Annotated in this window: 23 protein-coding genes and 1 tRNA gene; 7 read left to right on the top strand and 17 right to left on the bottom strand. The window is 63.3% G+C overall.

From position 1 onward, the window contains the following. Nucleotides 1-2: 2 nt before the first annotated feature. The 3 genes from DKB74_RS12295 to DKB74_RS12285 all read right to left on the bottom strand — a co-directional run bounded on the left by DKB74_RS12295 (nucleotide 3) and on the right by DKB74_RS12285 (nucleotide 4929). Complete coding sequence (locus DKB74_RS12295; protein ID WP_109808459.1) at nucleotides 3-3770, bottom strand: SIR2 family protein; 3768 nt, start codon at nucleotides 3768-3770, stop codon at nucleotides 3-5. 155 nt (nucleotides 3771-3925) lie between these two features. After that, nucleotides 3926-4543, bottom strand: coding sequence for a hypothetical protein (locus tag DKB74_RS12290; RefSeq protein ID WP_145960990.1), 618 nt, complete (start codon nucleotides 4541-4543; stop codon nucleotides 3926-3928). Between the two features lie 50 nt (nucleotides 4544-4593). After that, nucleotides 4594-4929: a helix-turn-helix domain-containing protein gene (locus DKB74_RS12285; RefSeq protein WP_109808457.1), complete on the bottom strand. Its 336-nt coding sequence runs from the start codon at nucleotides 4927-4929 to the stop codon at nucleotides 4594-4596. Nucleotides 4930-5102: 173 nt separating this feature from the next. Between DKB74_RS12285 and DKB74_RS12280 the strand changes: the two genes are divergently transcribed. From DKB74_RS12280 to DKB74_RS12265, 4 genes are all read left to right on the top strand, one after another. After that, entirely contained in the window at nucleotides 5103-5597 is a 495-nt protein-coding gene (locus DKB74_RS12280; RefSeq protein WP_109808456.1) for a hypothetical protein, read from the top strand. Between the two features lie 37 nt (nucleotides 5598-5634). Further along, nucleotides 5635-6246: a hypothetical protein gene (locus tag DKB74_RS12275; RefSeq protein ID WP_145960989.1), complete on the top strand. Its 612-nt coding sequence runs from the start codon at nucleotides 5635-5637 to the stop codon at nucleotides 6244-6246. A 151-nt stretch (nucleotides 6247-6397) separates the two neighbouring features. Beyond that, complete coding sequence (locus DKB74_RS12270; protein ID WP_205007876.1) at nucleotides 6398-6556, top strand: helix-turn-helix domain-containing protein; 159 nt, start codon at nucleotides 6398-6400, stop codon at nucleotides 6554-6556. Nucleotides 6557-6964: 408 nt separating this feature from the next. After that, nucleotides 6965-7525 (top strand): hypothetical protein, encoded by a 561-nt coding sequence (locus DKB74_RS12265; RefSeq protein ID WP_145960988.1) that lies wholly within the window; start codon nucleotides 6965-6967, stop codon nucleotides 7523-7525. Between the two features lie 252 nt (nucleotides 7526-7777). Here the strand turns inward: DKB74_RS12265 and DKB74_RS12260 are convergent. Next, a tRNA-Ser gene (locus DKB74_RS12260) sits at nucleotides 7778-7870 on the bottom strand. Between the two features lie 158 nt (nucleotides 7871-8028). On the opposite strand from DKB74_RS12260, the gene DKB74_RS12255 reads away from it, so the two are divergent. Next, nucleotides 8029-8796 (top strand): DUF1134 domain-containing protein, encoded by a 768-nt coding sequence (locus DKB74_RS12255; protein ID WP_193504451.1) that lies wholly within the window; start codon nucleotides 8029-8031, stop codon nucleotides 8794-8796. Between the two features lie 13 nt (nucleotides 8797-8809). On the opposite strand, the gene DKB74_RS12250 is transcribed toward DKB74_RS12255, so the two are convergent. Then, complete coding sequence (locus DKB74_RS12250; protein ID WP_109808451.1) at nucleotides 8810-10135, bottom strand: dihydroorotase; 1326 nt, start codon at nucleotides 10133-10135, stop codon at nucleotides 8810-8812. 46 nt (nucleotides 10136-10181) lie between these two features. Between DKB74_RS12250 and ygfZ the strand changes: the two genes are divergently transcribed. Beyond that, nucleotides 10182-10934, top strand: a complete 753-nt coding sequence (gene ygfZ, locus DKB74_RS12245) for a CAF17-like 4Fe-4S cluster assembly/insertion protein YgfZ (RefSeq protein WP_109808450.1) — start codon at nucleotides 10182-10184, stop codon at nucleotides 10932-10934. A gap of 311 nt (nucleotides 10935-11245) precedes the next feature. Here ygfZ and DKB74_RS12240 read toward each other — a convergent pair whose 3' ends face one another. The 12 genes from DKB74_RS12240 to DKB74_RS12185 all read right to left on the bottom strand — a co-directional run bounded on the left by DKB74_RS12240 (nucleotide 11246) and on the right by DKB74_RS12185 (nucleotide 21410). After that, nucleotides 11246-12370, bottom strand: a complete 1125-nt coding sequence (locus DKB74_RS12240; RefSeq protein WP_109808449.1) for an OmpA family protein — start codon at nucleotides 12368-12370, stop codon at nucleotides 11246-11248. Nucleotides 12371-12470: 100 nt separating this feature from the next. Next, entirely contained in the window at nucleotides 12471-12803 is a 333-nt protein-coding gene (locus DKB74_RS12235; protein WP_239987495.1) for a DUF2793 domain-containing protein, read from the bottom strand. Nucleotides 12804-12975: 172 nt separating this feature from the next. After that, nucleotides 12976-15147 carry a phage tail protein gene (locus DKB74_RS12230; RefSeq protein ID WP_109808448.1) on the bottom strand — a complete coding sequence of 724 codons (2172 nt, stop codon included), beginning with the start codon at nucleotides 15145-15147 and terminating at the stop codon, nucleotides 12976-12978. 18 nt (nucleotides 15148-15165) lie between these two features. Next, nucleotides 15166-15567 carry a hypothetical protein gene (locus tag DKB74_RS12225; protein ID WP_109808447.1) on the bottom strand — a complete coding sequence of 134 codons (402 nt, stop codon included), beginning with the start codon at nucleotides 15565-15567 and terminating at the stop codon, nucleotides 15166-15168. Continuing rightward, on the bottom strand, nucleotides 15564-16370 hold the full coding sequence (locus DKB74_RS12220) for a DUF2163 domain-containing protein (protein WP_109808801.1): 807 nt from the start codon (nucleotides 16368-16370) through the stop codon (nucleotides 15564-15566). The genes DKB74_RS12225 and DKB74_RS12220 overlap by 4 nt, the downstream gene beginning before the upstream one ends. Then, a complete protein-coding gene (locus DKB74_RS12215) occupies nucleotides 16279-17118 on the bottom strand; it encodes a hypothetical protein (protein ID WP_145960987.1) in 840 nt (279 codons plus the stop codon). Before DKB74_RS12215 ends, DKB74_RS12220 begins: the two co-directional genes overlap by 92 nt. A gap of 1 nt (nucleotide 17119) precedes the next feature. Beyond that, nucleotides 17120-17386 carry a spike base protein, RCAP_Rcc01079 family gene (locus tag DKB74_RS12210; protein WP_109808445.1) on the bottom strand — a complete coding sequence of 89 codons (267 nt, stop codon included), beginning with the start codon at nucleotides 17384-17386 and terminating at the stop codon, nucleotides 17120-17122. A 75-nt stretch (nucleotides 17387-17461) separates the two neighbouring features. Then, a complete protein-coding gene (locus tag DKB74_RS12205) occupies nucleotides 17462-18520 on the bottom strand; it encodes a phage major capsid protein (RefSeq protein ID WP_109808444.1) in 1059 nt (352 codons plus the stop codon). A 114-nt stretch (nucleotides 18521-18634) separates the two neighbouring features. After that, on the bottom strand, nucleotides 18635-19018 hold the full coding sequence (locus tag DKB74_RS12200) for an HK97 family phage prohead protease (RefSeq protein WP_239987494.1): 384 nt from the start codon (nucleotides 19016-19018) through the stop codon (nucleotides 18635-18637). Then, nucleotides 19015-19323, bottom strand: a complete 309-nt coding sequence (locus DKB74_RS12195; protein WP_109808442.1) for a DUF6127 family protein — start codon at nucleotides 19321-19323, stop codon at nucleotides 19015-19017. Before DKB74_RS12195 ends, DKB74_RS12200 begins: the two co-directional genes overlap by 4 nt. Nucleotides 19324-19459: 136 nt before the next feature. After that, nucleotides 19460-20563 carry a phage portal protein gene (locus DKB74_RS12190; RefSeq protein WP_109808441.1) on the bottom strand — a complete coding sequence of 368 codons (1104 nt, stop codon included), beginning with the start codon at nucleotides 20561-20563 and terminating at the stop codon, nucleotides 19460-19462. A gap of 127 nt (nucleotides 20564-20690) precedes the next feature. Beyond that, complete coding sequence (locus DKB74_RS12185; RefSeq protein WP_109808440.1) at nucleotides 20691-21410, bottom strand: NRDE family protein; 720 nt, start codon at nucleotides 21408-21410, stop codon at nucleotides 20691-20693. Nucleotides 21411-21506: 96 nt separating this feature from the next. On the opposite strand from DKB74_RS12185, the gene DKB74_RS12180 reads away from it, so the two are divergent. After that, nucleotides 21507-23195, top strand: a complete 1689-nt coding sequence (locus DKB74_RS12180) for a serine hydrolase domain-containing protein (protein ID WP_161956858.1) — start codon at nucleotides 21507-21509, stop codon at nucleotides 23193-23195. Nucleotides 23196-23203 lie beyond the last annotated feature (8 nt).

The raw sequence follows: 23203 nt of genomic DNA, 5'->3' as shown, positions 1-23203 counted from the left end.
CGCTATTGGGCGATGCCTTTCAAGCGTCGCCATTGGTCGCTTTGACGAAGCGCCGGTTGTGCCTCCGCGATGGTCTCGATTAGTTCGCCGAGGTTCCACGGCTTTAGCTGCGGATCATCGCCAACCACTGCGTCGAGCAAACGCAACGTATCGGCAGGAAAACGCGCGCTGTAGCCCTGTCCATCCTCATCCTGTTTCTTCAGGCGATATGCGAACGTGTCGAAATGCGCGACAGGCCGCAGAAATGGTAGAACCAATTCGACCACTTCAGGGAAACGGTCGCCTGCCTTCTCAGCAATGTAAGCGAACTGCCGCGCGCTGGCTTCGCTTTGAAAACGTAATTGTCTAGGCCAGGCGTCGAGAATGAAGGGCCGCACAAATCCGGTCCACATCTCGCCGGAATCCATCGAGCGCGCGAGCAATTCCAGCGCCTCCGCGCGATCGGTGTCGCCCACATTCATAAGAATGCTGCGAACGTCCGCATAGCTGACAACCGCTTTATTGCCCCCTCGCGGCATTGTCAGCATCGTCATCCACTGAATGAGGCGTTCGCGCTCTTCCCGATCCATTTGGAAGGGCGCGTTGTCTACAAGCAGATCGAGCAAAGCCGGCTTGATCGAACGTCGTGCCTCGTCACTCAGGAAATGCTGGTCTGCGGCTAACCCGTGCCACATTGCCTCGGCAAGTGGATGGTCAAGCGCGAGCATAGGCAACATCTTCGCGGCCCATGTCGGGAACCAGTATTCGAGCCAGCTCAGCTGTCGGGCGATAACGCAAGCTGCATGACCGCCACCATCTCCGGGAAGCTGAAGCAAGCGGTCAAGCCTAGTGGCGATCCAAGCCGGCATTGCCGCTTTGCGCTTGCGGTCGCCAGGCAGTTTTAGCAACGCGCCTGCCAATTTCCCGGCCGGCGAATTGATCGCCTTCATCAGCGAGAACTCTGATTTTTCCTGCGGCACGCCGCCGATCGTTGAGAAGCCCACGCCACTTTCCAGCGTCGCGGCGTCGGCTGCGGCGTAGCGTGCAACAATCACATCCCACAGCTTCAATGTCCGCGCTCGGTCGCTTTTGAGCAGCCAGTCGAGATTTTTAGAGAGCCAATCCGCGACGCCATGCCTCAGCGCCTTGAACATCTCCGCTGGCAGGCGAGCTAGGGTGAAGCCGAAAAACAGGCTCAAGCAGGAAGTAGTTGCTTCGCTCGGCCAGTTATCGACGATGCTGTGCCAAAATCGCGGCGGGTGCTCGCCGCGACGGCTGGCGATACGCAGCGCAGCGAGGGCGCGGAAAGGAGCCTTCTCGACCAACCCGTCAAATGGCCGGTAGTCGCGTAGTTGCCTGTGATCATCCGTGCTCAGCGCCTCAGCCAGTGCCAACACATTTGGCAACGGGGCATCTTCCAGTCCCTGAGACTCTTTGACCCGCTCTATATAGCCGCCCCAAGGGCCTCCGCTATCGTCGGCGTTCCATGCCCATGCGCCAGACCAACGGCTGTCCGCCGCCATGAGCTTTTGCAGTTTCGATTGCGTGCGGCCGGTCAATGTGCGGCCATGCAGTTCAAGCCAGCGCAGCCAACTCGCCGCGTGAGCAGACGCCCGGCGGCGATGATCCTTACGGGATTCGCCGTCGCGAATGGGAGGTCCGCTGGCAATCCTGTGCTCAAGACGTGCAAGGGTTGCGGGCGAAAAATGTGGCCAGTTGGCGCGTAGAGCGAACAAGAGCTCACGCGCCAGATTGCTATCCCAGAAAACTTCTGCGGGCATCGCGAGGAGACGAGACGCTACGTCCTTGTGATCAACCACAGGGAGCAGAGTTGCAGAAAACAAAAATAGCTTGGCGAAAAAAATCGGATCGTTGCTATCCCACTGCTGAACCTCCCGCCGCGCGGCCGCAGCATCCTCCAGAACAAGCCGTTCGAATAGTGCTTTGAACTTGAGGAAGTGACCTGCCTTGCGGCCGGAAAACTGAGATTCGCCCCGTTCGCCGGTCGGATGTAGCGTCGGTGTCCGCCAGTATAGGACCGTGCTTTCCGTCAACATTTCAGCCATACGAACGAGCGAACGACGCACCATCGTCGCGACGGCTGCGAGTATGTCAGATGGCGGCTCCAAGCCACCGTCGGCCGGCCAATTCGAGACCGCGACGCGTATGTCAACGACGTGCCGCAAATTGAGCGTATTCCAATCCCCCGCTGGCGGTATGGGCGACGAAAGCGATGCTGGCTTGATCTCGAAAAATGGCTCTATGACCCGTTCAAGCTCGCGCAGGACAGCGTTGCTCCATCCATCTGACCTAACCCGTGCTGCAAGCTCGTAGCGCCGCAAATCGTGCATATACTCTGTTCGCGCACGACATGCTTCAAGCCAGCATTGCCAGAATGACCGAACTGGCGGCGGCATGGTTGCGGCGCGATCGAGCCGGTTCCGTACTTCCCGCACAAGACCCGGATGGGGCATGGTATTGCGTGCAGCCCACCAGAGCGCCGCCGGTTGGTCCATTACTTCTGCAAGCCAGCTGGCGAGGTGAAATAGGCGCGGCGGAAAATCGATCGCGAATAAAGGATGAAAGCCACTCAACCGTTGTCGGTCGGGCCGAGATTCGTCGCCATTGCGCCATCGGATCAAATCCTCGCCCGTAACGTCGATTTCACCGCCGGGCCGAGGTTCTGGTCGCGGCGGATCGTTGTCTAGGCCGAACACGTCCAGCGGATCGACCTCAATTTCTTCCTGCCAGTTCAATCTCCCCGGCTTGGAATAGCGGATGCCAGCATCGAATACGCAAAGCCATTCTGCCGGCGGGAGCGGGCGCGCCGCCGAAAATTCTCGTGCACCGGCCTTGGAACTAACAAGATGCGCGACTTGTCCACGTTCAAAGGGATGAAGACTGGCAGGCTGCGATTGCGCCAGAGAAATCAGCTGTGTCTGTCGCGCAGCGGGATCGCGCGCCGCCTCGGCCCACGCGAACAGCGTATCCCAAAGTCCCGCGTGTGCCGCATCGCGCGGGCTATACGGGATCGTCGTCACACCCTTGTCGCGCCAAGCCTCATCGGCGGCCGCAGCGCCTTCCGGTGCAAAAGCGTATATGAGCGTACGGTAGGACGATCCTTCCCGACTGTTCAGCCCTTCTAGCAAATATCGCATTGGCGGGTCGTTGGCGGAATAGCCCACTAGGACGATCGTGTACCGTTCGCGCAGGCCACGCACGAACCGTGCGGCCCAACCTTCGGCCAGGTAAGCGCGTCCAAAATCGGCACTTGAAATTACATACCCCGCGCGCGCCCCGGCGCTCCGGTTGAGCCGTCCGTGAAGATAGACGATGCCCTGCACCGGTTGTAGCTGCGCCAGGTCAGGGAGCGCTGGCGGAACATACCGGCGGAGCGTCCGATCGACGCGCTCGAACAGCAAGTCGAAGTTGGTGGTCACGACCTTGGCCGCGCCATCTGTCCCGCGCGACAGGTCGAGAATGGCGCGATGAAAGCGAAGGTCAGCATTCCTTGGCGTTCTCAACGCCCGGCTCATTTCCAGATCGACAGCAGCGCCGCCAAATTCCTTGACCATTGCCGTAAACACGCGATCGAGGCTTTCGCCGCGTTCTCGCGCCTCACGAGATTCCTGCGCGGCCAAGCGACGTATCACATCGTCGGCAAGGCCCGCGAAATCGGGAAGACCAACGGGTGCCGATAGACCCGCCCCGCAAAAGAAAACGACCTCTCCGAGATTACGGGCGTCGAGCAGACTTTCCGGAATATCGGGGCCGTCGGCGAAGAAGCGCATGTTTCAAAAGTAACTCTAGCAGACCAACAAATGCGAGAGCTTTTCTCGCTCATTTTTGGCGCTACCGGCGCACCTGATACCCGTCAGGGGCGCAGGCCCAATCTCGACGCCACGACAATTCGCGCAATCGTGAAATTGGGCTCTATTTTGACTCACTAATCTTTCACCCCATCAATATTATCGTTCTGGCTTCCAAGCAGACCCGTGTCCTGATGATGTGCCAGTTGGCTCATTGGCTTACCGAGCCGATCCCAAAGGATACGCTGTCGCTCTTCCGGGCTGATATCCATGCGTTCGAGCAACTCGTAAAAATCGCTGATCACGCCCGTTCGCTCTCGCTCGGCTTGCAGGCGCAAAATTTCGAGCTCGACAAGCGCGCGATGCTTTTCCGTTTCGGATCGCCACGCCCGATCCTTTTTGCGCTCGTGCCGGTCCTTGAGATATTCGCGAATCTGTTGGAGCGGGTTTAGGGAGCCGATCAATTCGACCCAGCCCGGCGAGTGGATGCTGATTGCCGCTATCTCAAGCTGGTCCTTCGGATAGATTGCTCCGTCTTCCGACCGACGTGGATTTCCGAAATAGACTTCAAAAGGCTCGATCCCCATGTAGTCGATCAGCAATGGCAACCGGCGACTTAATCGGCGAACGCCATCACCAACAGGCAGGAAATATAGGGCCAGATAAGCGCTCTCCAAGTCGGCTAGAAACTGCCGAAATTCCGCTACCCCGGCACCACGCTGGATATTGAGCTTGACGCTTCCTCTTTTGGCCACTGCTCTTCCTCCCGGAATACTTGGGTATCAGAACGCGCCCGGCCGATCTATCACGCTTTGGGTTGTAAAGCCGTCTCAAGCAAATTTCTCACCCAGAGCAATTCGCTCTCGCTGAGGCTGGCGAGGCGGCTTGTGATCTCGGTAAGTGCCGGTCGTTGTAATTGTCCGTTAGGCAAATCCGGGGTGAACAATTCGGCGGGATCGACGCCCAGCGCCTCCGCAAGTTGGGTGATGACACCAAAACGAGCGCCACTTGAACCGCCTTCAATTTTTGAAACCATGTCGGTGCTGATTTTGGCGCGCTCGGCCAACGCTTCTTGCGTCAGCCGCATTCGAACACGATGCGCTTTGACCAGCCTCCCAAACCTTTTGCGCAAATCCACCATGACGCCTCCCGGCCCACGGGTAGCGGCACGCTGAAAATGCTATGAGGGAAGTAGAATAGATTATAGAGCGATTCGGTAACCTACCGGCAACTGTCCGTAATTAGTTTACTCCCTCGCCGGTGTACGCAGCAGTTTCGCGATGCGCCTGCGCACCTAGGCCCGTGGAGATAGCAATGACGCTGATATTTGAAATCGCAGGCGGGATCATCCTGGCCGTTTCGCTTCTCGCTATTGTAGCCGTTTTCTGGAGAGTGCTGTTCGTCGCATTGGCGGGCGTGGCAGCGTTGGCCGGCGCGGCAGTAGGGATCGCGGTTTTCTATAGCATCTGTGGTGGGAGTTGGGCATGCGTCGCCCTAAGCGCAGCGTGTCTTGGGATAAGCTGCGCGGCAATTTACCTTATTTGCCATTTTAACGGCCATAGAAAGTACGGGCCGTCATTCCGCGCCATGGGAGATTCGATAGGGGTTGGACTGATTTCTACGACGTTCTTATCAATTCTAGTTTTGATGCCGGTTTCGACGCTGCTCGGATATTATTGGGCGGATAGCCGCGCAAATTCGTATCTCATGGGCGTGACGGTAAGCGCGGTATTCATATATTCGGCGCGGGCTTACTATGGCTACGCTTTGCGCAGAGAGTTGGAAGCCGCACGCAATATGTCTACCTGACAGCGTCGGCGGCATGGCCGACAAATGGTGACAGAACTTGCCCAACCCTTCCCCCGATCTTGAAATTTCCGGCCCCGCTGTCGATGACGATATTCGCCGCCTGATCCAACGCTATGGCGTGGATAAGGTGCAAGAGGCGATCAAGCAGCAAACGGCGCGACGGCGCGGGCCAATTCCCATAGCGGACTGGCCAGAGCTAACCAGCATATTGCGCGAGGACGCCCGCCTCTGGCTGGAAGGCGGCGACCCATTTACAGCGCGTTCCAATCGCTCGATCGCGCTCGTTTTCGCGGAGAAACATCCGGGGCATAGCTTCGCCTCGACGCGAGATCGTCTCATGAGAAAACTCCGCGAGCGCCGCCGCTATTACACCTTAGTGGAAGCGGAACGGCTGAGTGAGGAGAAATACCCGTACACGGAAAATTTGCGGGCTATCAGGGCGCTTCTCGAAACTGGAACGTTGCACGATTCATGGGATCGCCTGCTTCGTCTACGAGAAGGCTCGCTAGCCGACTACAAGGCGAAATTTGGCGAGCCTCCCGCGAGTATGACCATGCAGGAACTCGTTGCGGAAGCCGGGAAGCCAATCACGCCGGCACCAGCTTCTAATGTTCTCCAAACGCTCACGGGATCCAGCCCGAAACGATAGTCGGGCGTTGCGTCTGCCAGTGTCGAGTAATTTGCCGAATTAAGTCATCTCCGCACCGTGCCCACCGCGCATCATATGCCGTTCCGCAACGTCCGGGCGATCACGCTTGTGGCCTTGTGGAGATAGACGAATGCAAAAGCACGAAAGCCCGATGCTGGCCTTCACCATTGCCGAAGCCTGCCATGCCGTCGGCATCGGCCGTACCAAACTCTATGCGCTGATAGGCGAAGGTCGCCTCGAAACGCGAAAGATCGGCTCCCGCACCGTTATTCCGGCGGAAAGCCTTCGGGCGCTGGTGGGCGGTGGGTGAAAATCAGAATCACCGTGATGTGGCTCATGGCACGCGCCGTTCAAACCAACTGGAAGACAGGAAGCCATCAACTCGAAACTCGGCAAAAGGTAAGAAAGCCGATTTCTGAAGATTGAGCGGATATTTTTGAAATTCCAATGCTCATCGAGCGGCAACCCGTAAGTATTGCGTAGAAGCGAGTGAGCGAAGCGCCGCAGGCGCGAGAGCGAACGGAGCGAGCGAAAGCATCGCTCCTCCACCGCGCCCGCGCGTATCATACGTGGGAAGCTATCTGGTCCATTTCACCTCCAAGCGATGCTTTGCCGCATATTTACGAGCAATTTTACCGCTTTTGGGCGGTTCGATAGGCAACCGAAGGGGAAGTCAGGCGGTCCACGCGGCTTCCCCGCTAACCGGCGAGAGCAAATCATGCAGACAATTCAGGAAATTTCAAAGAAATCGGGCGTCAGCGCTTGGACGATACGAAAGCTCGTAAAAGCGGGATTCGTTAAGGCCAGCGAGGAAAATCCTCTTGCCGAACAGATGCGCCGCGCGCTGGCCCGGCAAAATCCGCTGAGCGTGGAGCAACTGCTGGCTCTGATCGACGACCCAACGTTGGAATATGATTTGGGGCGCTATGCCGATATTGCCTTGAGCCAAGTCGCAGCACTCGGAGACGTAGAGACGACAAAGGCGTCAGCTGAGGTCTGTGCCAACATGGACGATGCAGCGGACGGTAGGCCTCATGCCATCGCGATGTTGGGCGAATGGTTACGCGACGTCATTCCCTCGCGGGCGGTGCCCCATGCTTGGATCGCGGTTCGGCTTGTATGGCATTACCGTTCGAGCCTGCGGAAGGAAGATTATGCCCGAATCCCCCTCGCCTTGATCGCGGCCCGAAAGGAGATTGAAGGCTGGTATCGCGTCGAAACGGTGCGCGGGCGAAAAATGACCTTCTACCAGCGGCCCGCCGGTCACTTGGATTTGTGAAGCACGCGCCGAATTGGCCGACTTAGAAAATTGGGGCCTATCGTGAACGGCCAATAGGCCGGGACAAGCAACTTGCTCTCGAAGTTATCCCCCCGGTCGCGCCATTTTCCTCTGGGAGCCTCCTTTTCGCGTTTTTTGAACGAACACGCGAACGGCAGCTTTCCATAGTTCCCACAGCGATAAAATTTTCGGGGAGCGATTATGGGAACAAGGCTCTAAAAGGAAATTTTATCCAATGAAATTAATAGAAACTGGCGGAGACGGAGGGATTCGAACCCTCGGTACGAGTAATCCCCGTACGGCGGTTTAGCAAACCGCTGGTTTCAGCCACTCACCCACGTCTCCGAACGGCCTGAAGCGCGCGCTATAGCTGCGGTCCGGTGCCGAAGCAACACTGTCTGACAGGCGAATCGGCGCGAATAGGACTCGGGTCACCGCCTGTTCATTGCGGGGTCATTTACGAGCCCATAGGGCTGGCCCGAATAGGTATGTGGGGTAGCAAAATGGCGATTTTTTCGCGCTTCTTGATGGTCGCGGCTGCGGCACTGGCATTCACCGCCACACCTGTAATGGCGCAGGATATTCAGACGATCGATCCCAACAGCCAGATCGACGCAGACCTCAATCCGCCTCAGGACAACAGGAATCCGCCGCCCCCAACGCTAAACGATCCCTATCCCCAGCCTGCACCCCAACAGGACAGCTATTCGCAGCCAGGCTATGTGCAGCCCGAATATCCCACCGATCAGCAGACCGAACAGGCGGCAAGCCAGGCCGTGCAGGACGGCACCACCTATAAGGAAGACGATCTGATCGGCGCGGCAGAGGGCGTGTTCGGACAGGGCGCGGAAGGGCTGGCCGGGATCATCGAGAATATCCTGCGCGAACAGGGCGAACCCAATGCCTATATCGCCGGGCGCGAGGCAAGCGGCGCGTTCATCGTCGGGCTACGCTATGGCTCGGGCACGCTGTTCCACAAGGTGGAGGGCCAGCGACCGGTATATTGGACCGGCCCGTCGGTCGGCTTCGATGTCGGCGGCGACGCCAACAAGGTCTTCGTGCTGGTCTATAATCTCTACGATTCGCAGGATCTCTACAAACGCTTCCCGGGCGGTGAGGGCCGGATCTATTTCGTGGGCGGGTTTTCGGCCACCTATATGCGCTCGGGCGACGTGGTCCTGATCCCCGTCCGACTCGGCGTCGGATGGCGGCTCGGCGCGAATGTGGGCTATATGAAATTCACCGAACGGCAGCGCTGGCTGCCATTCTGAGGCTTTTGCCCGCTCAGACGAAGGCAACCGATTCGAACGAGACTGGCTCGCCCAGGGCGGCATTGGCCAGCTCGCCCTGCCACATTACGCGATTGCCGCGAATAATCGTGCCGACGGGTCGCCCGGTCAGTTCCATCCCGGTGAAGGGCGACCAGCCACAACGCGATGCGAGCCAGCTCTCTTCGATCGTCCACTTCGCCTTCAGATCGACCACAGTGAAATCCGCGTCATACCCGGCCGCGATCCGGCCCTTGCGTACCAGCCCGAATATCCGCTGCGGCCCGGCGCTTGTCAGGTCGATCAGCCGCTGCAGCGTCACCCGCCCTTCGGCGACGTGATTGAGCATCAGCGGCAACAGCGTCTGGACGCCGGGCATGCCGCTCGGGCTCTTCGGATAGGGCTGCGCCTTCTCCTCGCGCGTGTGCGGCGCGTGATCGGAACCCAGGACATCGGGAACCCCCTGATTCAGCCAGTGCCACAGGCCGTCGCGATGCGCCGCCGAACGGATCGGCGGGTTCATCTGTGCGTGCGATCCGAGCTCGGGATATGCCGTTTCGCCGGCGAGCGTGAGGTGTTGGGGCGTCACTTCGCATGTCGCGACATCCTTGTGCTGCGCCAGCAGCTCGAGCTCGGCCGGCGTCGTGACATGAAGGACGTGCACGCGCCGCCGCGCCTCACGCGCCAGTTTCAGGATACGCCGCGTGGCAAGGATCGCGCTTTCATCGTCGCGCCAGACAGGGTGAGAGGACGGGTCACCCGGCACACGCGCATCGGCGCGCGCATTCATCCGCGCCTCGTCCTCGCAATGAACGGCAACGCGGCGATGGCCAGAGGCAAGCACCCGGGCCAGCTCGCGATCCTCGGCGACAAGCAGATTGCCGGTCGACGCGCCCATGAAGATTTTCACACCCGCCGTTCCGGGCAGGCGTTCGAGTTCGCCAAGGATCTCGGCATTGTCCGCCGTCGCGCCGACATAGAAGGCGTGGTCGCACCACATCCGCCCCTTTGCGCGCGCCAGCTTGTCGGCAATGGCGGCTTCGCTGTCGGTGTTGGGATTGGTGTTGGGCATTTCGAACACCGCAGTGACGCCGCCCAGCACGGCCGCGCGGCTGCCGCTTTCCAGATCTTCCTTATGCTCCAGACCGGGCTCGCGAAAATGAACCTGGCTGTCGATCACGCCGGGCAGGATATCCAGGCCCGAGCAATCCAGCGTCTCCCCGGCATCGCCGACGGACCCGAGCGCGACGATACGCCCATCGCGCACGCCGATGTCGCAGGATGCAGGCCCCGAGGGCAAATGAACCCGGCCACCAACAAGCTTCAGGTCAACGCTCGACATCGGCTATCCCCTTTTGCAGGCAAGGCAGGCGTCCTACCTGTTCGTAATGAGCGATACCACCCCGGCGACCCTGCTTCGCGATCGAGCCCTGCTGCGCATTTCCGGCGAGGATGTACGCGGCTTCCTGCAAGGCCTTGTGACTCAGGATATGGCGGCGGTCACGCCCCGAACGCCGAAATGGTCCGGACTGTTGTCGCCACAGGGCAAGGCGCTGTTCGATTTCATCCTTTGGGATGGCGAGGACGGAACCGTGCTGATCGACTGCGAATCGGAACAACGCGCGGCACTGGCACGGCGGCTGACGCTGTATCGCCTGCGCCGCGCGATCGAAATCACGCCTGTGGACGACCTGGCGGTGCACTGGTCCGCCGAGGAGGGGCCCGGAGTCGCCGATCCACGACTCGCGGAACTGGGATGGCGGTGGCTGGGCGCGGTGGATGCGCCGGCGGCTACCGGCTGGCTCGCGCATCGTCTGCACCATGGCGTGACCGAGGGTGTCGCGGAACTGGGTCACGACAAGACGCTCTGGCTCGAATGCAATGCCCGCGAACTCGATGGCGTGCGGTTCGACAAGGGCTGCTTCATCGGCCAGGAGAATAGCGCGCGGATGCATTATCGCGGCAAGGTCAACCGTCGACTGGTGGTGCTACCCATGGGTGAGGCAGGCGACCGGACCCGTGCGCAATATCCGGAACTCGGGCTGATGGTCGAACATCGCCGTATCGACGATCTCGGCGCGGCCAATATCCCCGGCTGGCTGGCAGAGGCGCTCGCCGTTTCGACGCCTTCGGAAAGCTGAAGATCGCCTGACTGGCGCCGCAGCGTGCGCGCATGGCACGAGGCAGGTCCGTCGCAGCCTTTGAGAAAGCGAGGCGATACGCACCGCTACGCTTGCGACAGGTCCGTCCGCCGCGCCCACCGACTTGCGAAGAACGCTACGCACAGCACGACCGATAGCGGCTCGATCCCCGCGTCAGGCGATTGCCGGACGCCGGTCGCCCGCCTTCCCGGTTGCTCGCATCGCCGCAGGAAGACACGCACGCATGAAAAAGGGGAGGCCGGTTGCCCGACCTCCCCGATTTCCTGATCCGAAACTTCGGATCGCGTGGCTTACATGCCCGAACCCGGGCCGTACTTGATTTCCACGCGACGGTTCTGAAGCTCGCGCACGCCGTCCGCAGTCGGGACGCGCGGCTGGCTTTCGCCGAACGCTTCGGTGGTGATCACACCGGTCGGAATGCCGCGAGCCGTCATATAGGCCTTCACCGCGTCGGCACGACGCTGCGAGAGACCGACATTGTAGCTCGCCGGGCCCGAACGGTCGGCGTGACCAGCCAGCATCACCTGGGCATTGCCGCAGCTGCGATAGTTGCTGATCGCGTTGTTCAGGATGTTGGCGGCTTCCGGCGTGATATCCGACTTATCCCAGTCGAAGAACACGATGTACGGCCCCGGGGTGCAAACGACCGGCGTCGGCGTCGGCGTCGGGGTCGGCGTCGGGGTGTAAACCGGCGTCGGGGTCGGGGTCGGGGTCGGGGTGTAAACCGGCTCCGGCGCACCGAAGTTGTAGGTCACGCCGCCCATCAGGCTGTGCGAACGGAAACGACCTTCGAATTCGCGACCCGTGACGTCGACGAAGTTACCCTTTTCGGTGCTGAAGAAGCGATACTTCAGCGTAACGTCGATGTTGTCCGTGATCGCCGAACGGATACCGGCGATCGCCTGATAGGCGAACACGGTGTCCGAATCGTCGAGGAATGAACCGCCCGAGGTCAGCGCATAGTCGGCGCTGACACGCGCGACGCCCGCACCGCCGCCAACGAAGCCCGAAATCGGGCCATCGCCGAAATCGAACATGCCGTTAACCATGAAGCTGAGAGCCGAAGTCTTTTTGCCAGCCGGATAGATGCCGGAACCCACGTTCAGCAGCGTGCCCGACCCGTTATAATAAGGCGTGGAAACCGAAGACGCATAGCCCTTCACGTTCGCGCTACGATACCCGACTTCGGTTTCGAGGCGGAAACCGCCGAAATCATAACCGATCGTCGCATCAGCGTCCCAACCGGCACGGTGTTCCACGGTTCCGGCGCGCGTGGCGCCGTTGATGTCAAAATGGAGGTCTTCGACGATCATCGCGCCACCTTCCACACCCACGTACCACGCGTCGTCGCGTGCCAGGGCAGGAGTGCTGAGCGCGGTCGACGCAAGTGCCAGAGTGATGGCGAGCTTCCGCATTTTGGTCCCCTTTCAATGATGTCCTACGGACAGCGCAAACTCCCTAACGAAAGGATGGTTTCCGCGCAAGTCGAAGAATTAAGCTACTGTTGCAGAAACATCACATCTCATCCACAGCGATGAGCCCGTGCTCGCGCATCGCCGCCAGCACCTGCGCGATTACCTCGCGCGCCTCGGCATCGATCAACGTGCCGCCCTCCGGATTCCCGATCGCCGCCAGACGTGGGCCGACCAGTTGCTGCCCATCCACGATCAACCGACCATGTACTTCGCCGATCCGCCAGCTTCCGTCGCGGAAAAGCGCCGGAGACTGCGTCTCGCGGTCCCATGCCGACATGCCTTCCTGCGCATCGACGAAACGCCAGCCGCCTGCCGTCCAGCAGGCCAGCGCGTCTGCATGGCCAATCCACGCGCCCGACGGGTCGGTTCCCACGATCCAGCACTGACCGGGCAAGGGATCCGGGGAGGCGTGTCGGGCTGCGCTGCCTCCACCGCCGCCTGGCAGGCGATATCGATGCGCATAAGAGCCTCGTTATGAGACATTTCCTTCTGCGATTGTCCGGCCTGCAGCAGAGGAAGCGCCAGCCGCGCGCTGATAAACTCGCTCATTCCGGTTCTCCCGTATCGGACAAGATGATCGACAGCGGTCGCGACAGGCCCTGGGAACCGATCTGACATATCGTGATCGCGCAACCCGCTCCAAAATCGACCGGATCGAGCATAATCGAGGCTGTTTCGGTTTCAACTGTCCGCGCAGGAGCATCACCGGGAGCGATCGAAACCCGATAGCGCTCCATCTCTTCGCCCAGCGCGGCATCGACGCCATCGATCCACCGCCATCCCAACCGGCTCCGCCGCACCCATTCGATCAACAGCGCGCCATCGCTCTGCATCTGCACGCGTGGATGCACCGGCGACGGCGGCACTACCGATCGCCCGTCGATCGGCGCAGCCACCGTCACGCCCGCACCATCCCCGGCGCCCTGGGCCGTAACTCGCGCCTGCGCCCCGATCGCGCTGCTCGCCAGGTCGATGGTCTTCACCGTTTCCGAATCGATCAGAACGAACGCGTCCCCGGCATTCTGCCCGCCGATCGCATGTTCGGTTCCGCGCCTGCCGCGCCACAGGCCGCGCAAGCGCCAGCGCCCCGCACCCAAAGGTTCGGCACGCGCGAATTGCAGCAGCTCTTCGCCCGCCAGCGCCAGACTGGCGCCATTGTCGAGCGCAGCCGCATCGGCGTCGGAAAGCTGCATGGCCGGATTGGCAAGCGTGACTTCGCAATGGTTAATCGCATCGGCAATCGCCGCGCTCGCCACGCCTGGGGGAACATCGATCGTTCCCAGCACACCGGGCGGCGCCGTAGCGCCCGCTTCGCTCCAATGCGCCCCGTCATCGATGCTCAGCATCAACCCCGCGCTGCGCCACCCTGCGCCGGTTCCCGCTGCGACTGCCGCCAGACGCGGAACCACAGCCAGCCGATCCTCCAGCAACGGCAATTCGAACGCCGCCAGCACCGTATCTCCGATCTGCAGATCGGGCGAAGACAGGACGCGCCCCCCGCCGGCAGGCAGCGGCGCCGCCGCGATCCGCAGCAGTTCCAGCCGCAACACCATCGCTTCGAGCGACCATCGGTCGATCCGCCATTGTCCCGGCGTCCCCGCGATCGTCACCCGTCCGCCCGGAAACAGTGTCAGCGCATGCCATCCGAGCGTCAGCGTCCGCCGTTCGCGCTCGCGATCGATGCGTGCCAACGCCGCCTGCGCGATGGTCCGCGCCGCACCCGGCGCAATCGCCGCCGGCAGTTCCAGCCGCGCCTCGCGCGTCCCGGCCCCCGGCCTGCTCGCACGCTGGACGCCCGCCTGATAATCACGCGCCGGGTCATAATGTGTCAGCGACACCATCCGCGCCGCACTGTCGGCGGCGGCGATGGCGCGATTCGCCGTTCCCATCCGCCCCTGCGCATCGCGGACACCTTCATCGGGCAATTCGATCGTCTCGCCGATGCCATGTACCAGCGTCACGCCCGCTTCGCCGGGCACGAACCACCCATTCGCCGCACCCGCGAGCGTTTCGGCAACCGCGCGGACGCTCCCTCCCTGTACCGAAAAACCATCGAGCGACACCGACCCCGCTTCGCTCGCCAGCGCCCCGTCGGCCACACAAGCGGCGATATCGCCTGCCGCCACGGCACCGGGGTCGGCAATCACTTCGAACGTCATCGACGGAATGCGATTGCCATATTCGGCGAGTTCCAGATCCTCGAACACGGCATAGGCAATGCCGCGATGCGCCGGAGCCAGTCCCACGCCTTCGGCAGCCGCAATCAACGGATCGACCGCCTGATCCTCATCGCCGCGATGCAGGCGAAATCCGGTCCGTGCCTTGAAGTCGCCCGCCGTCCCGCGCAACAGCTTGCCATCCGCCCAGATGCGCCGCACCGACAAGATCGGGCGACCCGACAATGCCACAGCCAGCGACACAGTATAGCTGTAGTTGGTCGTCGACGGCCGGCCCTTGCCGCCGCTGGTGCTGCGATGTTCGACCAGGTCGGTCGCCCAGACCACCGATCCGGCAACGCGCATCGTTCCGAACAATTTCGGAATTTGCGTGCCGTAAGACGATGTCTGCACCGCCAGTTCGGTGAGCCGCGGCCCTTCGCGTCCCGCGGGCTTGAACAGCACTTCGCGATCGATCACGCCGCCGATTGCGGCACCGATTGATCCGCCCAGCGGCCCGCCGATCGCCGTCCCCGCCACTGTCAGCACCAGCGTCGCCATGGCTTTCTCCTTGTTCGCTCAGCATGCGCGCATTCGCCAGGCGCCGATCACGCGCCACGGTATCGGCCCCGGTCGCGCCACCACCCGGCGCAGCATCGCATCGGCATGGATCACGCCATCGGCGTCGCGGATCGCAAAGTGCAATTGCCCCGGCCCCGGCTGACACAGCAGCAGGTCGCCCGCCCGCGCCTCCGATGCACGCATCAGCCCCAACGCATCGAGCCGCGCCGAAACCAGCGCCGCATCGCCGCTGCGCAGCGCGTATCCGCTGGGCACTTCGCCTGCATATCCTTCCGCGCGCAGCGCCAGTGCCGCCAGCCCGCCACAGTCCAGCCCCTCCGCCGGATCGCGCCCGTGCAGGCGAAAATGGACACCCACTGCATTTCGCGCGGCAGCGACCGCCGCCGCCTCGCCGCTCATCCGCCCGGATAGCGCGTCAACAGGTCGTTCCCCGGCAGATAGGGCTCGCCCCGGAAATTGACTGCATTGCCGAACCGCCCCGCACAGACCGCGAGCGATTTCGCGCACCCCTCGATCAGCTCGACCTGCGCATCTTCGCCGGCAAAACGCGGCGGCGAGCGCAGCGTGATCGTCGCGCCGTCGGAAACGGCAATCGCATCCTCCAACCCGCTATTGCCGCCGCTCAACCAGCGCAGCCTGCCGCCGCCATAGGCATTGCTGCTCGGCTCGACGCCATCCATGGCCAGCGTTTCGTCGCTGACGGACAGCACGCGCGCATAGCGCCGCCGCCCCGCCATCGGAACGCGGCAGCGCCGGTCGCCCAGTTCGGCGCGGCACTCGGGCGAAGTCTCCTCGACCACCGGCCGTTCGAGCGCCGTCGACCAGCCGCGCAACTCCGCGGTCAGCGTTCCGTCCCGCGTTTCGACTGCGCCGACAAATCCGCTACCCAGCGCGATTATATCGTCCGGCGCGGTCCAGCCGCACGCGAACAGCGACACCCGCGCCCCGTCCCATCGCCCGGCAAGCAGATCAACCTCGCTGATCGCCGCACCGGTCAACGCGCCGCCGACATCCATCGTATCCGCATCCAGACCCGCCGAGCGTTCGACTGCCGACGGCGTCATTCCCGGCGCCGCGCGATATACAAGCCCGTCGATTTCCAGATCGCGATCATGCGCTGTCAGTCCGACCGTCACGCCATCGCGCCGGTCGACACGCCAGCACAAAGTGACGCTCGTCTCTGTAATCGCGCATCGCGCCATGAAGCGCCGTCTGTTCCGCCGCGCTCGCCGGTGCGCGCAACACACAGCACGCCGCATATTGGCGGCCGTCGAAATTCTGCGCAGTGCCGGCATTGTTGAGCGCGAGCAGGTAAAGCGACGACGCGGCATGCGCCGTCCCCGCCCGCGTCGCGCTGCCCACCTGCACGCCATCGCGCCAGCCGGTGACCAGGGCCGCGGTTTCCCGCTGCGCCACGGTCAACCCGGTCGAGTCCGCGACCGCGCCGAAATTGTCGAGCGAATAGTCATCGACGGCGATGCGGCCCCGGATCTCGTTGGCGACCTGCGATCGCGGCGACAGCGAGAAATTCTGGTTCCCCGACACTGCGATCGTCACCGCATGGGTGCGGCACCACAGCCCCAGCCCCGCCGTGATCGGCAGAGCGGCCGCTACCGGGTCATACCCGGTCGCCAGATAGCTGGTGGTGCCATCGCTGGCATAGCCGCGATCGATCGTGAACAGCGGCGCGTTGACCGCCGCCAGATTATACCGATCGGCAATCCAGTTGCGCCGCGCCGCCTGCGCGTCATGCGCCGCCAGCACCCACAGGCAATCAAGCTTCGCCCAGATCGCGGCGCGGCACAGCGCGTCGATCAGCCGGTCGATCGCCGCCACCCGCGCCGCGTCGGGCGGCACCGTCATCCGCGCGATCAGCGCATCGGTCTCTGGCCGCCTGCGCGCACCCCGCACGCTCCCCGGCAGCGCGAGCGACATGGATAGCGCGACCATATCAATACAGCGCCAGCAGGTCGGCCGCGCTCGTGCCGGTGGCGCGGACATATTGCGCGCGAAATGGCAGGATGCTGCCCGCCGCGACATTCTTCCACACGCTGTCCGCGCTCGCATTGACGCCGCGCATCGTGACGTTACCCGCGGTGCCGACATACAGCGCCTTGGGAATATCGCTCAGCGCATTGGCATCATGCGGCACGACCGCCACCGCGCGCGTCGCCGGCGCAATCACATGATCGGCATGGTTCGAAAAAGCGTCCGCCATCTCGTTCTCCGTTGCTTGCAAGGAAGGAAACAGGGGCGGCGACGCACCCACCACACGCCGCCGCCCGCGCCGCGGTCAGGCCGCGGCGAACTTCATCAGCTTGATCGCTTCCGAATTGCTCACCATCCCGCCGACACGCTTGGTCGCGTAGAAATGGACGAACGGCTTGTTCGAATAGGGATCGCGGAGAATCTGCGTCTCGCCCCGTTCGGCGATCAGATAGCCCGCCTTGAAATTGCCGAACGCGATCGACAGCGCATTGGCGGCGATATCGGGCATGTCCTCGGCCTCGACCACCGGATAGCCGAGCAAAGTCGCCGGCTGGCCTGCGGCGATACCCGCCTGCCACAGAAACGCGCCGTCGCTCGTCTTGAACTTGCGGATCCGCGCCAGCGTCGCCGAATTCATCACCCAGCTCGCGCCCTGACGATAGGGCGGGCGCAGGCTCTGGACCAGGTCGATCAGCTTCTCCTCGGGATTGGCGGCAAATCCGCCCGCCGCCCCGCTCGCCAGAAGCTGGATCGTGCCGAACGGACGCGTCGCATCGCTCGCGCTCGACGTAGCCGCCTGAAGAAAGCCCATGGGCTTGTTGGTGCCATTGCCATTGACGAACGCGGCGCCCTCGGCCTTGGCAAATTCCATCGCGATTTCGTTCGCCAGCCACGCTTCGACATCGAATGCCGCATCGTCGAGCATCGTCTGGCTCGCCGCCGGATTGGCATAAAGCTCGCCCATCGGCGGAGTGATTTCGTTGAACACCGGCGTGTCGGTTTCGTCGCGGGCGCCGGTCTCGCTGGCCCAGCCCGACGGCGTGCCGCCGCTCGTCACCAGCTTGCGATAGCCGTTCGATCCGACCGTCACGACATTGGCGATCGCACGGATCGGCGAAATGCTTTTCAGCGTCGCATCGATCTGCGCATCGATTTCCTGCGGCACCGCCAGCCCGCCGCTGCCATCGCTCGCCCCGGTGAACGCCTTGGCCTCCAGCGCGCCGCCGCCCGACCGCAAGAAGCTCTCGAACATCGCGCCACCACTCGGCGCCGCGCCAGCCAGCATCGGCCGCGCGCTCGGCACGCCCGCCATATCGACTGCGCCAAAGCTCGCGCGCAGATCATTCGCCTTCGTCTCGATCATGAAAATCTCCCACACAAAAGATCCTCCCCCGCCAGGGGAAGGGGGACCGCTCGCCACGGGCGAGTGGTGGAGGGGGCGGCTAACGACCGCTCCCGATACGCATTTCCCGAAATGTCAGCCGCGGACCGGCTCGACCGCATGTACCCGCGCCAGCCGCTGCATCGGCGAGGCGACCAGACTCACTTCGACCAGCGCGACCTGCAGCAATTCGCGCCCGCGCGGTCCGCGTCGGCTCTCGCGCACGCGATATCCGAACGACAGGCCGGTCACGCCGCCGTCGCGGACAAGCCGCGCGAGCATCGGCGCCTCGACGCGCCCGATTACGCGCAGACCCTTGTCATCCTCTTCGATCCATTCGACCGCGCCCACCGGATCGCCGCCATGCTGCCACAGCAACGGCACGGCACCCGGCACGCGAAACGCCCCCCGCCGCAGCACATCGCCGCCGCGATCAACCACATCGAACACCGCCGCATAGCCTGCGAAACGGACGCTCACTTGACCCAGCCCGAAAAGCCCAGCTTCACCGCCAGCCCGACCAGCAATCCGGCAAGCGCCAGATGCGCCAGCCATCCGATCACGGCGCGCACCGCCGATTTCTTGGCATCACGCCACGCACCCAGCAGCTCGCGCAGCTCGGCCATATCCTTGGGCGCCGCACCATCATCCAGCCCCAGCTTGGCCAGCGCCCGCCGCGCACCCAGTTCGCCCGCTTCCTCGACGATCGCACGCAGCGTCGTCAGATCGGCACCCGCCTCCTCGCCCTGACGCAGCAATTGCGCCAGCACCGCAGAATCGCTCATGATTTTCTCCCTTGCTTGGGGTTCGGCGCCGGCCCGCTCCCCCACCCGGCCTCCCACAAGATGCTGCCGATGGGAGGTCGGGTGGGGGAGCGGGCCGGTGCCGCCATCCGCGTGAGCGGATCAAAAAACGGAGCTTTCAGCCCAAACCCACCATCCCGCGCTTCTCGTCATCGCTCAGGAAATCGGCGCCGCTCACCTGCGCCCACAACCGCTCGCGATCCTCGGACAGCGCCGTCACCCGATCGAGATCGACCGCCAGCCCGGCATCGTCGAACCACCCCGCCAATCCCTGCGACACGCCACCCAAAATCTTCTCGGCCAGCGGCAAAATCGCCAGCCGCCACAGCGCCCGGTTGGCCTCGCGATAATTGGCGTAGCTGCTGTCACCCGGCAGCCCCAGCAGCATCGGCGGCACGCCGAACGCCAGCGCAATGTCGCGCGCCGCCGCCGCCTTGAGGCCCACAAAATCCATGTCGGCGGGCGACAGGCTCAGCGCCTGCCATTTCAGCCCGCCTTCCAGCAGCATCGGTCGCCCGGCATTGGCCGCGCCGGCAAAGCCCGAATCCATCTCCGCCTTCAGCCGGTCGAACTGATCGGGCGACAGCACGCTGCCATCGCCGGGTTCATAGACCAGCGCCCCGGATGGCCGCGCGGCATTGTCCAGCAGCCCCTTGTTCCATTGCGACGCCGCATTGTGAATCGCCACTGCGCCCGCCGCCGCGCCCAGGCACCCCAGCCCATAATGATCGTCGACCGGGTTGAACGCCTTGATATGGACGATCTGCGGCCGCCCGCCCGGATCCTCCGCCGCCAGCCGCGCGACATGCTCGCCGACGCGATAGCGATAAATTGCCGGCCAGCCGCTCGCATCGGGCTCGACCGTCACGCGCTCGGGGCGCAGCGCATATAGCTCGCACAGCTGCCCCTCGGCATCCGTCAGCAATTGCACATAGGCGTTGCCGTGCAACAGCAATTGCGCCGCCAGCGTTTCGGTCAGCGCCTGCCCGCCCGATCGCGCGCCGACCAAAGCCGCGACTGCCGGATCGGCGGCACGGATCGGCGCCCCGCCCACCCCTTCGGCGACCAGCTTCACCGCGCGCTGCGCCACCGGATTGGCGCAATATCCCTCGCGCACCTGCGCCTCGTACGATCGCGGCCAATCCCCCGCGACGACCATGCGCGCACCACGCGAAAGCGCCGGCCGGTCGCCCGACCGCCGCCGCCTGAACCAGTTTTTCATGCGTTGCTCCCGTGCCCGCCGGACACAAAAAACCCTCCCCGAGCGTCTCTCGGAGAGGGGGACCATTCGCCAAGCGCGAATGGTGGAGGGGCAGCAGGCAAAGCCCGCCGACCCGATCAGTTACAAATCAAACCATCCAGCTGAACGGCACCCGCACATCGCCCGTCACGGCGCCTTCGGCATCGAAACTCCGCTCGGCAATCACTCCGCGCCCTTCGGCATCGACCAGCACCAATGTGCTGCATCGCGTCCCATAAACCGGGTCGCGAATGAACACCGGCGATCCGCTGCCCGGCTGATCGGTCACAAAGCCGCTTTCGTCACGCAGCGCCGCGAACAACGGCGCGATATCGTCGCTGCCGCTATCGGCCCAGCGCCGCACCGCGCCCTGCACTGCCTGTGTCTTCGGCCAGGCCCGCCTGCCGACGCCATTGGCCAGCCCGTGCATCCCCGGCGACAGTTTTTCGCGCACCGCTTCGGGCCGGTTGCTCAGATACCGGCCCCGCCCGGCATCGATCGCGAACAAATTGAACCCGTTATAGGCGTCCGGATCGACGTCATCGACATCGACCGGCCCCAGCAGATCGGCGACCAGCGCCCCGCGCGACAGCTTCGCCGGATCGGGCGGCGTATCGCCGCGCACATTGGTGACCACCGCGAACCGCCCTGTCCCGCTCACGCCCAGCCAGGTGCCGCCCCCCAGCACATCGCGCCCGGCGATGATCCACGAACCATCCTCCCATCGCGACAGCGGCGTGGCAGGACGCGCATGACGCTCGTCCCGGTTCCCGGCGGCGACCAGCATCCAGTCGGGATGGCCGCGCCACAACATGGCAAAAACACACATGTCCTTATTGTAGTGCGCCATCGGTCCGCACAAAAGCCGCACTGTGTTGACCGATTAACACACCAACTGTTAGCCTCCCGCAAAAGGGAGAGATTCATGCGCCACGCAATTTCACGCCGCCGCCTGCTCGGATCGGGCACCGCCGCAGCCGCTATCGGCGCATTCGGCCTGCCGGTTCGCGCCTTTGCGGCGGAAGACCTCAACGAAGCCGCCACTGCCATTCTCGAAAGCGCCTTCCCCGCCGATGCTCCCGGCGGCGCGGCAATCATCACCCGGCATGGCGACACCGTCTTCACCGGCGCACGCGGCATCGCCGATCTCGCCACCGGTCGCGCGATCCGGCCCGACAGCCTGTTCCGCCTCGGCTCGATCACCAAGCAATTCTCCGCCGCGCTGACGATGCAGCTGGTCGAACAGGGCAAGGTCTCGCTCGACGCCCCGCTCTCCACCTATCTGCCCGACTATCCCGGCCCCGGCGCCGCCGCGACGGTGCGCCAGCTGCTCAATCATACTTCGGGCATCAAATCCTACACCGCGATCCCCGGCTGGCTGGTCGAAGCCAACACCGCCCGCGCCTGGACGACAGCCGAGCTGATCGCGCAATTCTCCGATCAGCCGCTCGATTTCGACCCCGGCACCGATCAACGCTACAACAACAGCGGCTATGTCCTTGTCGGCGCGGTGATCGAAGCGGTCACCGGCAAGCCATGGTATGTCGCGCTGCGCGAACGCATTCTCGATCCGCTCGGCATCGCCGATATTCGCAATGGCGGCGGCGAATCCGAATTCGCCAATCGCGCGCTCCCCTATTCGAAGAATGAGGACGGCTATGTCCCCGCCCAGAAAATCGACATGAGCGTGCCGCATGCCGCGGGCGCGCTGGTCGGTTCGGTCGGCGGCTTGGCCAAATGGGCGCATGCGCTCCACCATGGCAAGGTCGTCGACGCGCAAAGCTATGCGCTGATGACCACGCCCACCAATCTGCCCGACGGGCGCACCATCCCCTATGGCTTCGGCCTCAGCCTTGAGGATGTGCGCGGGCACAAGATGATCGGCCATGGCGGCGGCATTTTCGGCGGCGCCACCGACAGCCTCTATTTGCCCGAAAGCGGCATCTTCACCGCCGCCTTCGTCAACACCGACGCGCCCGACGTGCCACCCGGCATCGTCGCGCGAAAGCTGGCCGCGCTCGCGCTTGGCGATCCCTATCCGGTGCTCGCCACGATCCCGGTCGATCCCGGCACGCTCGAATGGGTGACCGGCATCTACCGGATCGACGACAGCACCGACACCCGCACGCTGTTCTTCCAGGACGGCAAACTCCTTTCCCGGCGCGAGGGCAGTGGCGCATTGCCGGTCTATTTCGCCGGCGACGGCGTCTTCCATTTCGGCCCGGGCAGCCTCAGCTGGTTCCGCGTCCGGCGCGCAGCCGATGGCGCGCATATCCTCGAAATGCACCAGAATGGCGGCGACACGGTCGAGCGTGCGACCCGCACCGGTCCCGTCCCAGAATCCGTCACGGTCCCGCACGAAACGCTCGCACGCTATGTCGGCCGCTATTCGCTGGCGGGAATGGTCGCCGACATAACGCTTTCCAACGATAATGTCCTGACGGCCCAGCTCACCGGCCAGTCCGCGCTCACGCTCGAAGCCAGAAGCACGACGGAGTTCGCCATTCCGCGAGTCGGCGCACGTCTGGTCTTTCCGGAAGGCCAAGGCCCCGCCCCCTATTTCACCACCTTCCAGGGCGGCGCCGAAATCAGAGCCGAGCGTATCGCGCAGTGATCCGATGG

Source organism: Stakelama portus (assembly GCF_003171655.1).
Taxonomy (GTDB): Bacteria; Pseudomonadota; Alphaproteobacteria; order Sphingomonadales; family Sphingomonadaceae; genus Sphingomonas; species Sphingomonas portus.
The sequence above is the reverse complement of the archived record's forward strand: the minus strand, read 5'-3'. Positions and strand labels throughout refer to the sequence as shown.

What these genes read in the sequence shown, in the direction of transcription:
- DKB74_RS12295 (WP_109808459.1), bottom strand. Translation starts at nt 3,770, where the DNA reads ATGCGCTTCTTCGCCGACGGCCCCGATATTCCGGAAAGTCTGCTCGAC.
- DKB74_RS12285 (WP_109808457.1), bottom strand. Translation starts at nt 4,929, where the DNA reads ATGGTGGATTTGCGCAAAAGGTTTGGGAGGCTGGTCAAAGCGCATCGT.
- DKB74_RS12280 (WP_109808456.1), top strand. Translation starts at nt 5,103, where the DNA reads ATGACGCTGATATTTGAAATCGCAGGCGGGATCATCCTGGCCGTTTCG.
- DKB74_RS12270 (WP_205007876.1), top strand. Translation starts at nt 6,398, where the DNA reads ATGCTGGCCTTCACCATTGCCGAAGCCTGCCATGCCGTCGGCATCGGC.
- DKB74_RS12265 (WP_145960988.1), top strand. Translation starts at nt 6,965, where the DNA reads ATGCAGACAATTCAGGAAATTTCAAAGAAATCGGGCGTCAGCGCTTGG.
- DKB74_RS12255 (WP_193504451.1), top strand. Translation starts at nt 8,029, where the DNA reads ATGGCGATTTTTTCGCGCTTCTTGATGGTCGCGGCTGCGGCACTGGCA.
- DKB74_RS12250 (WP_109808451.1), bottom strand. Translation starts at nt 10,135, where the DNA reads ATGTCGAGCGTTGACCTGAAGCTTGTTGGTGGCCGGGTTCATTTGCCC.
- ygfZ (WP_109808450.1), top strand. Translation starts at nt 10,182, where the DNA reads ATGAGCGATACCACCCCGGCGACCCTGCTTCGCGATCGAGCCCTGCTG.
- DKB74_RS12240 (WP_109808449.1), bottom strand. Translation starts at nt 12,370, where the DNA reads ATGCGGAAGCTCGCCATCACTCTGGCACTTGCGTCGACCGCGCTCAGC.
- DKB74_RS12230 (WP_109808448.1), bottom strand. Translation starts at nt 15,147, where the DNA reads ATGGCGACGCTGGTGCTGACAGTGGCGGGGACGGCGATCGGCGGGCCG.
- DKB74_RS12225 (WP_109808447.1), bottom strand. Translation starts at nt 15,567, where the DNA reads ATGAGCGGCGAGGCGGCGGCGGTCGCTGCCGCGCGAAATGCAGTGGGT.
- DKB74_RS12220 (WP_109808801.1), bottom strand. Translation starts at nt 16,370, where the DNA reads ATGGCGCGATGCGCGATTACAGAGACGAGCGTCACTTTGTGCTGGCGT.
- DKB74_RS12215 (WP_145960987.1), bottom strand. Translation starts at nt 17,118, where the DNA reads ATGGTCGCGCTATCCATGTCGCTCGCGCTGCCGGGGAGCGTGCGGGGT.
- DKB74_RS12210 (WP_109808445.1), bottom strand. Translation starts at nt 17,386, where the DNA reads ATGGCGGACGCTTTTTCGAACCATGCCGATCATGTGATTGCGCCGGCG.
- DKB74_RS12205 (WP_109808444.1), bottom strand. Translation starts at nt 18,520, where the DNA reads ATGATCGAGACGAAGGCGAATGATCTGCGCGCGAGCTTTGGCGCAGTC.
- DKB74_RS12195 (WP_109808442.1), bottom strand. Translation starts at nt 19,323, where the DNA reads ATGAGCGATTCTGCGGTGCTGGCGCAATTGCTGCGTCAGGGCGAGGAG.
- DKB74_RS12190 (WP_109808441.1), bottom strand. Translation starts at nt 20,563, where the DNA reads ATGAAAAACTGGTTCAGGCGGCGGCGGTCGGGCGACCGGCCGGCGCTT.
- DKB74_RS12185 (WP_109808440.1), bottom strand. Translation starts at nt 21,410, where the DNA reads ATGTGTGTTTTTGCCATGTTGTGGCGCGGCCATCCCGACTGGATGCTG.
- DKB74_RS12180 (WP_161956858.1), top strand. Translation starts at nt 21,507, where the DNA reads ATGCGCCACGCAATTTCACGCCGCCGCCTGCTCGGATCGGGCACCGCC.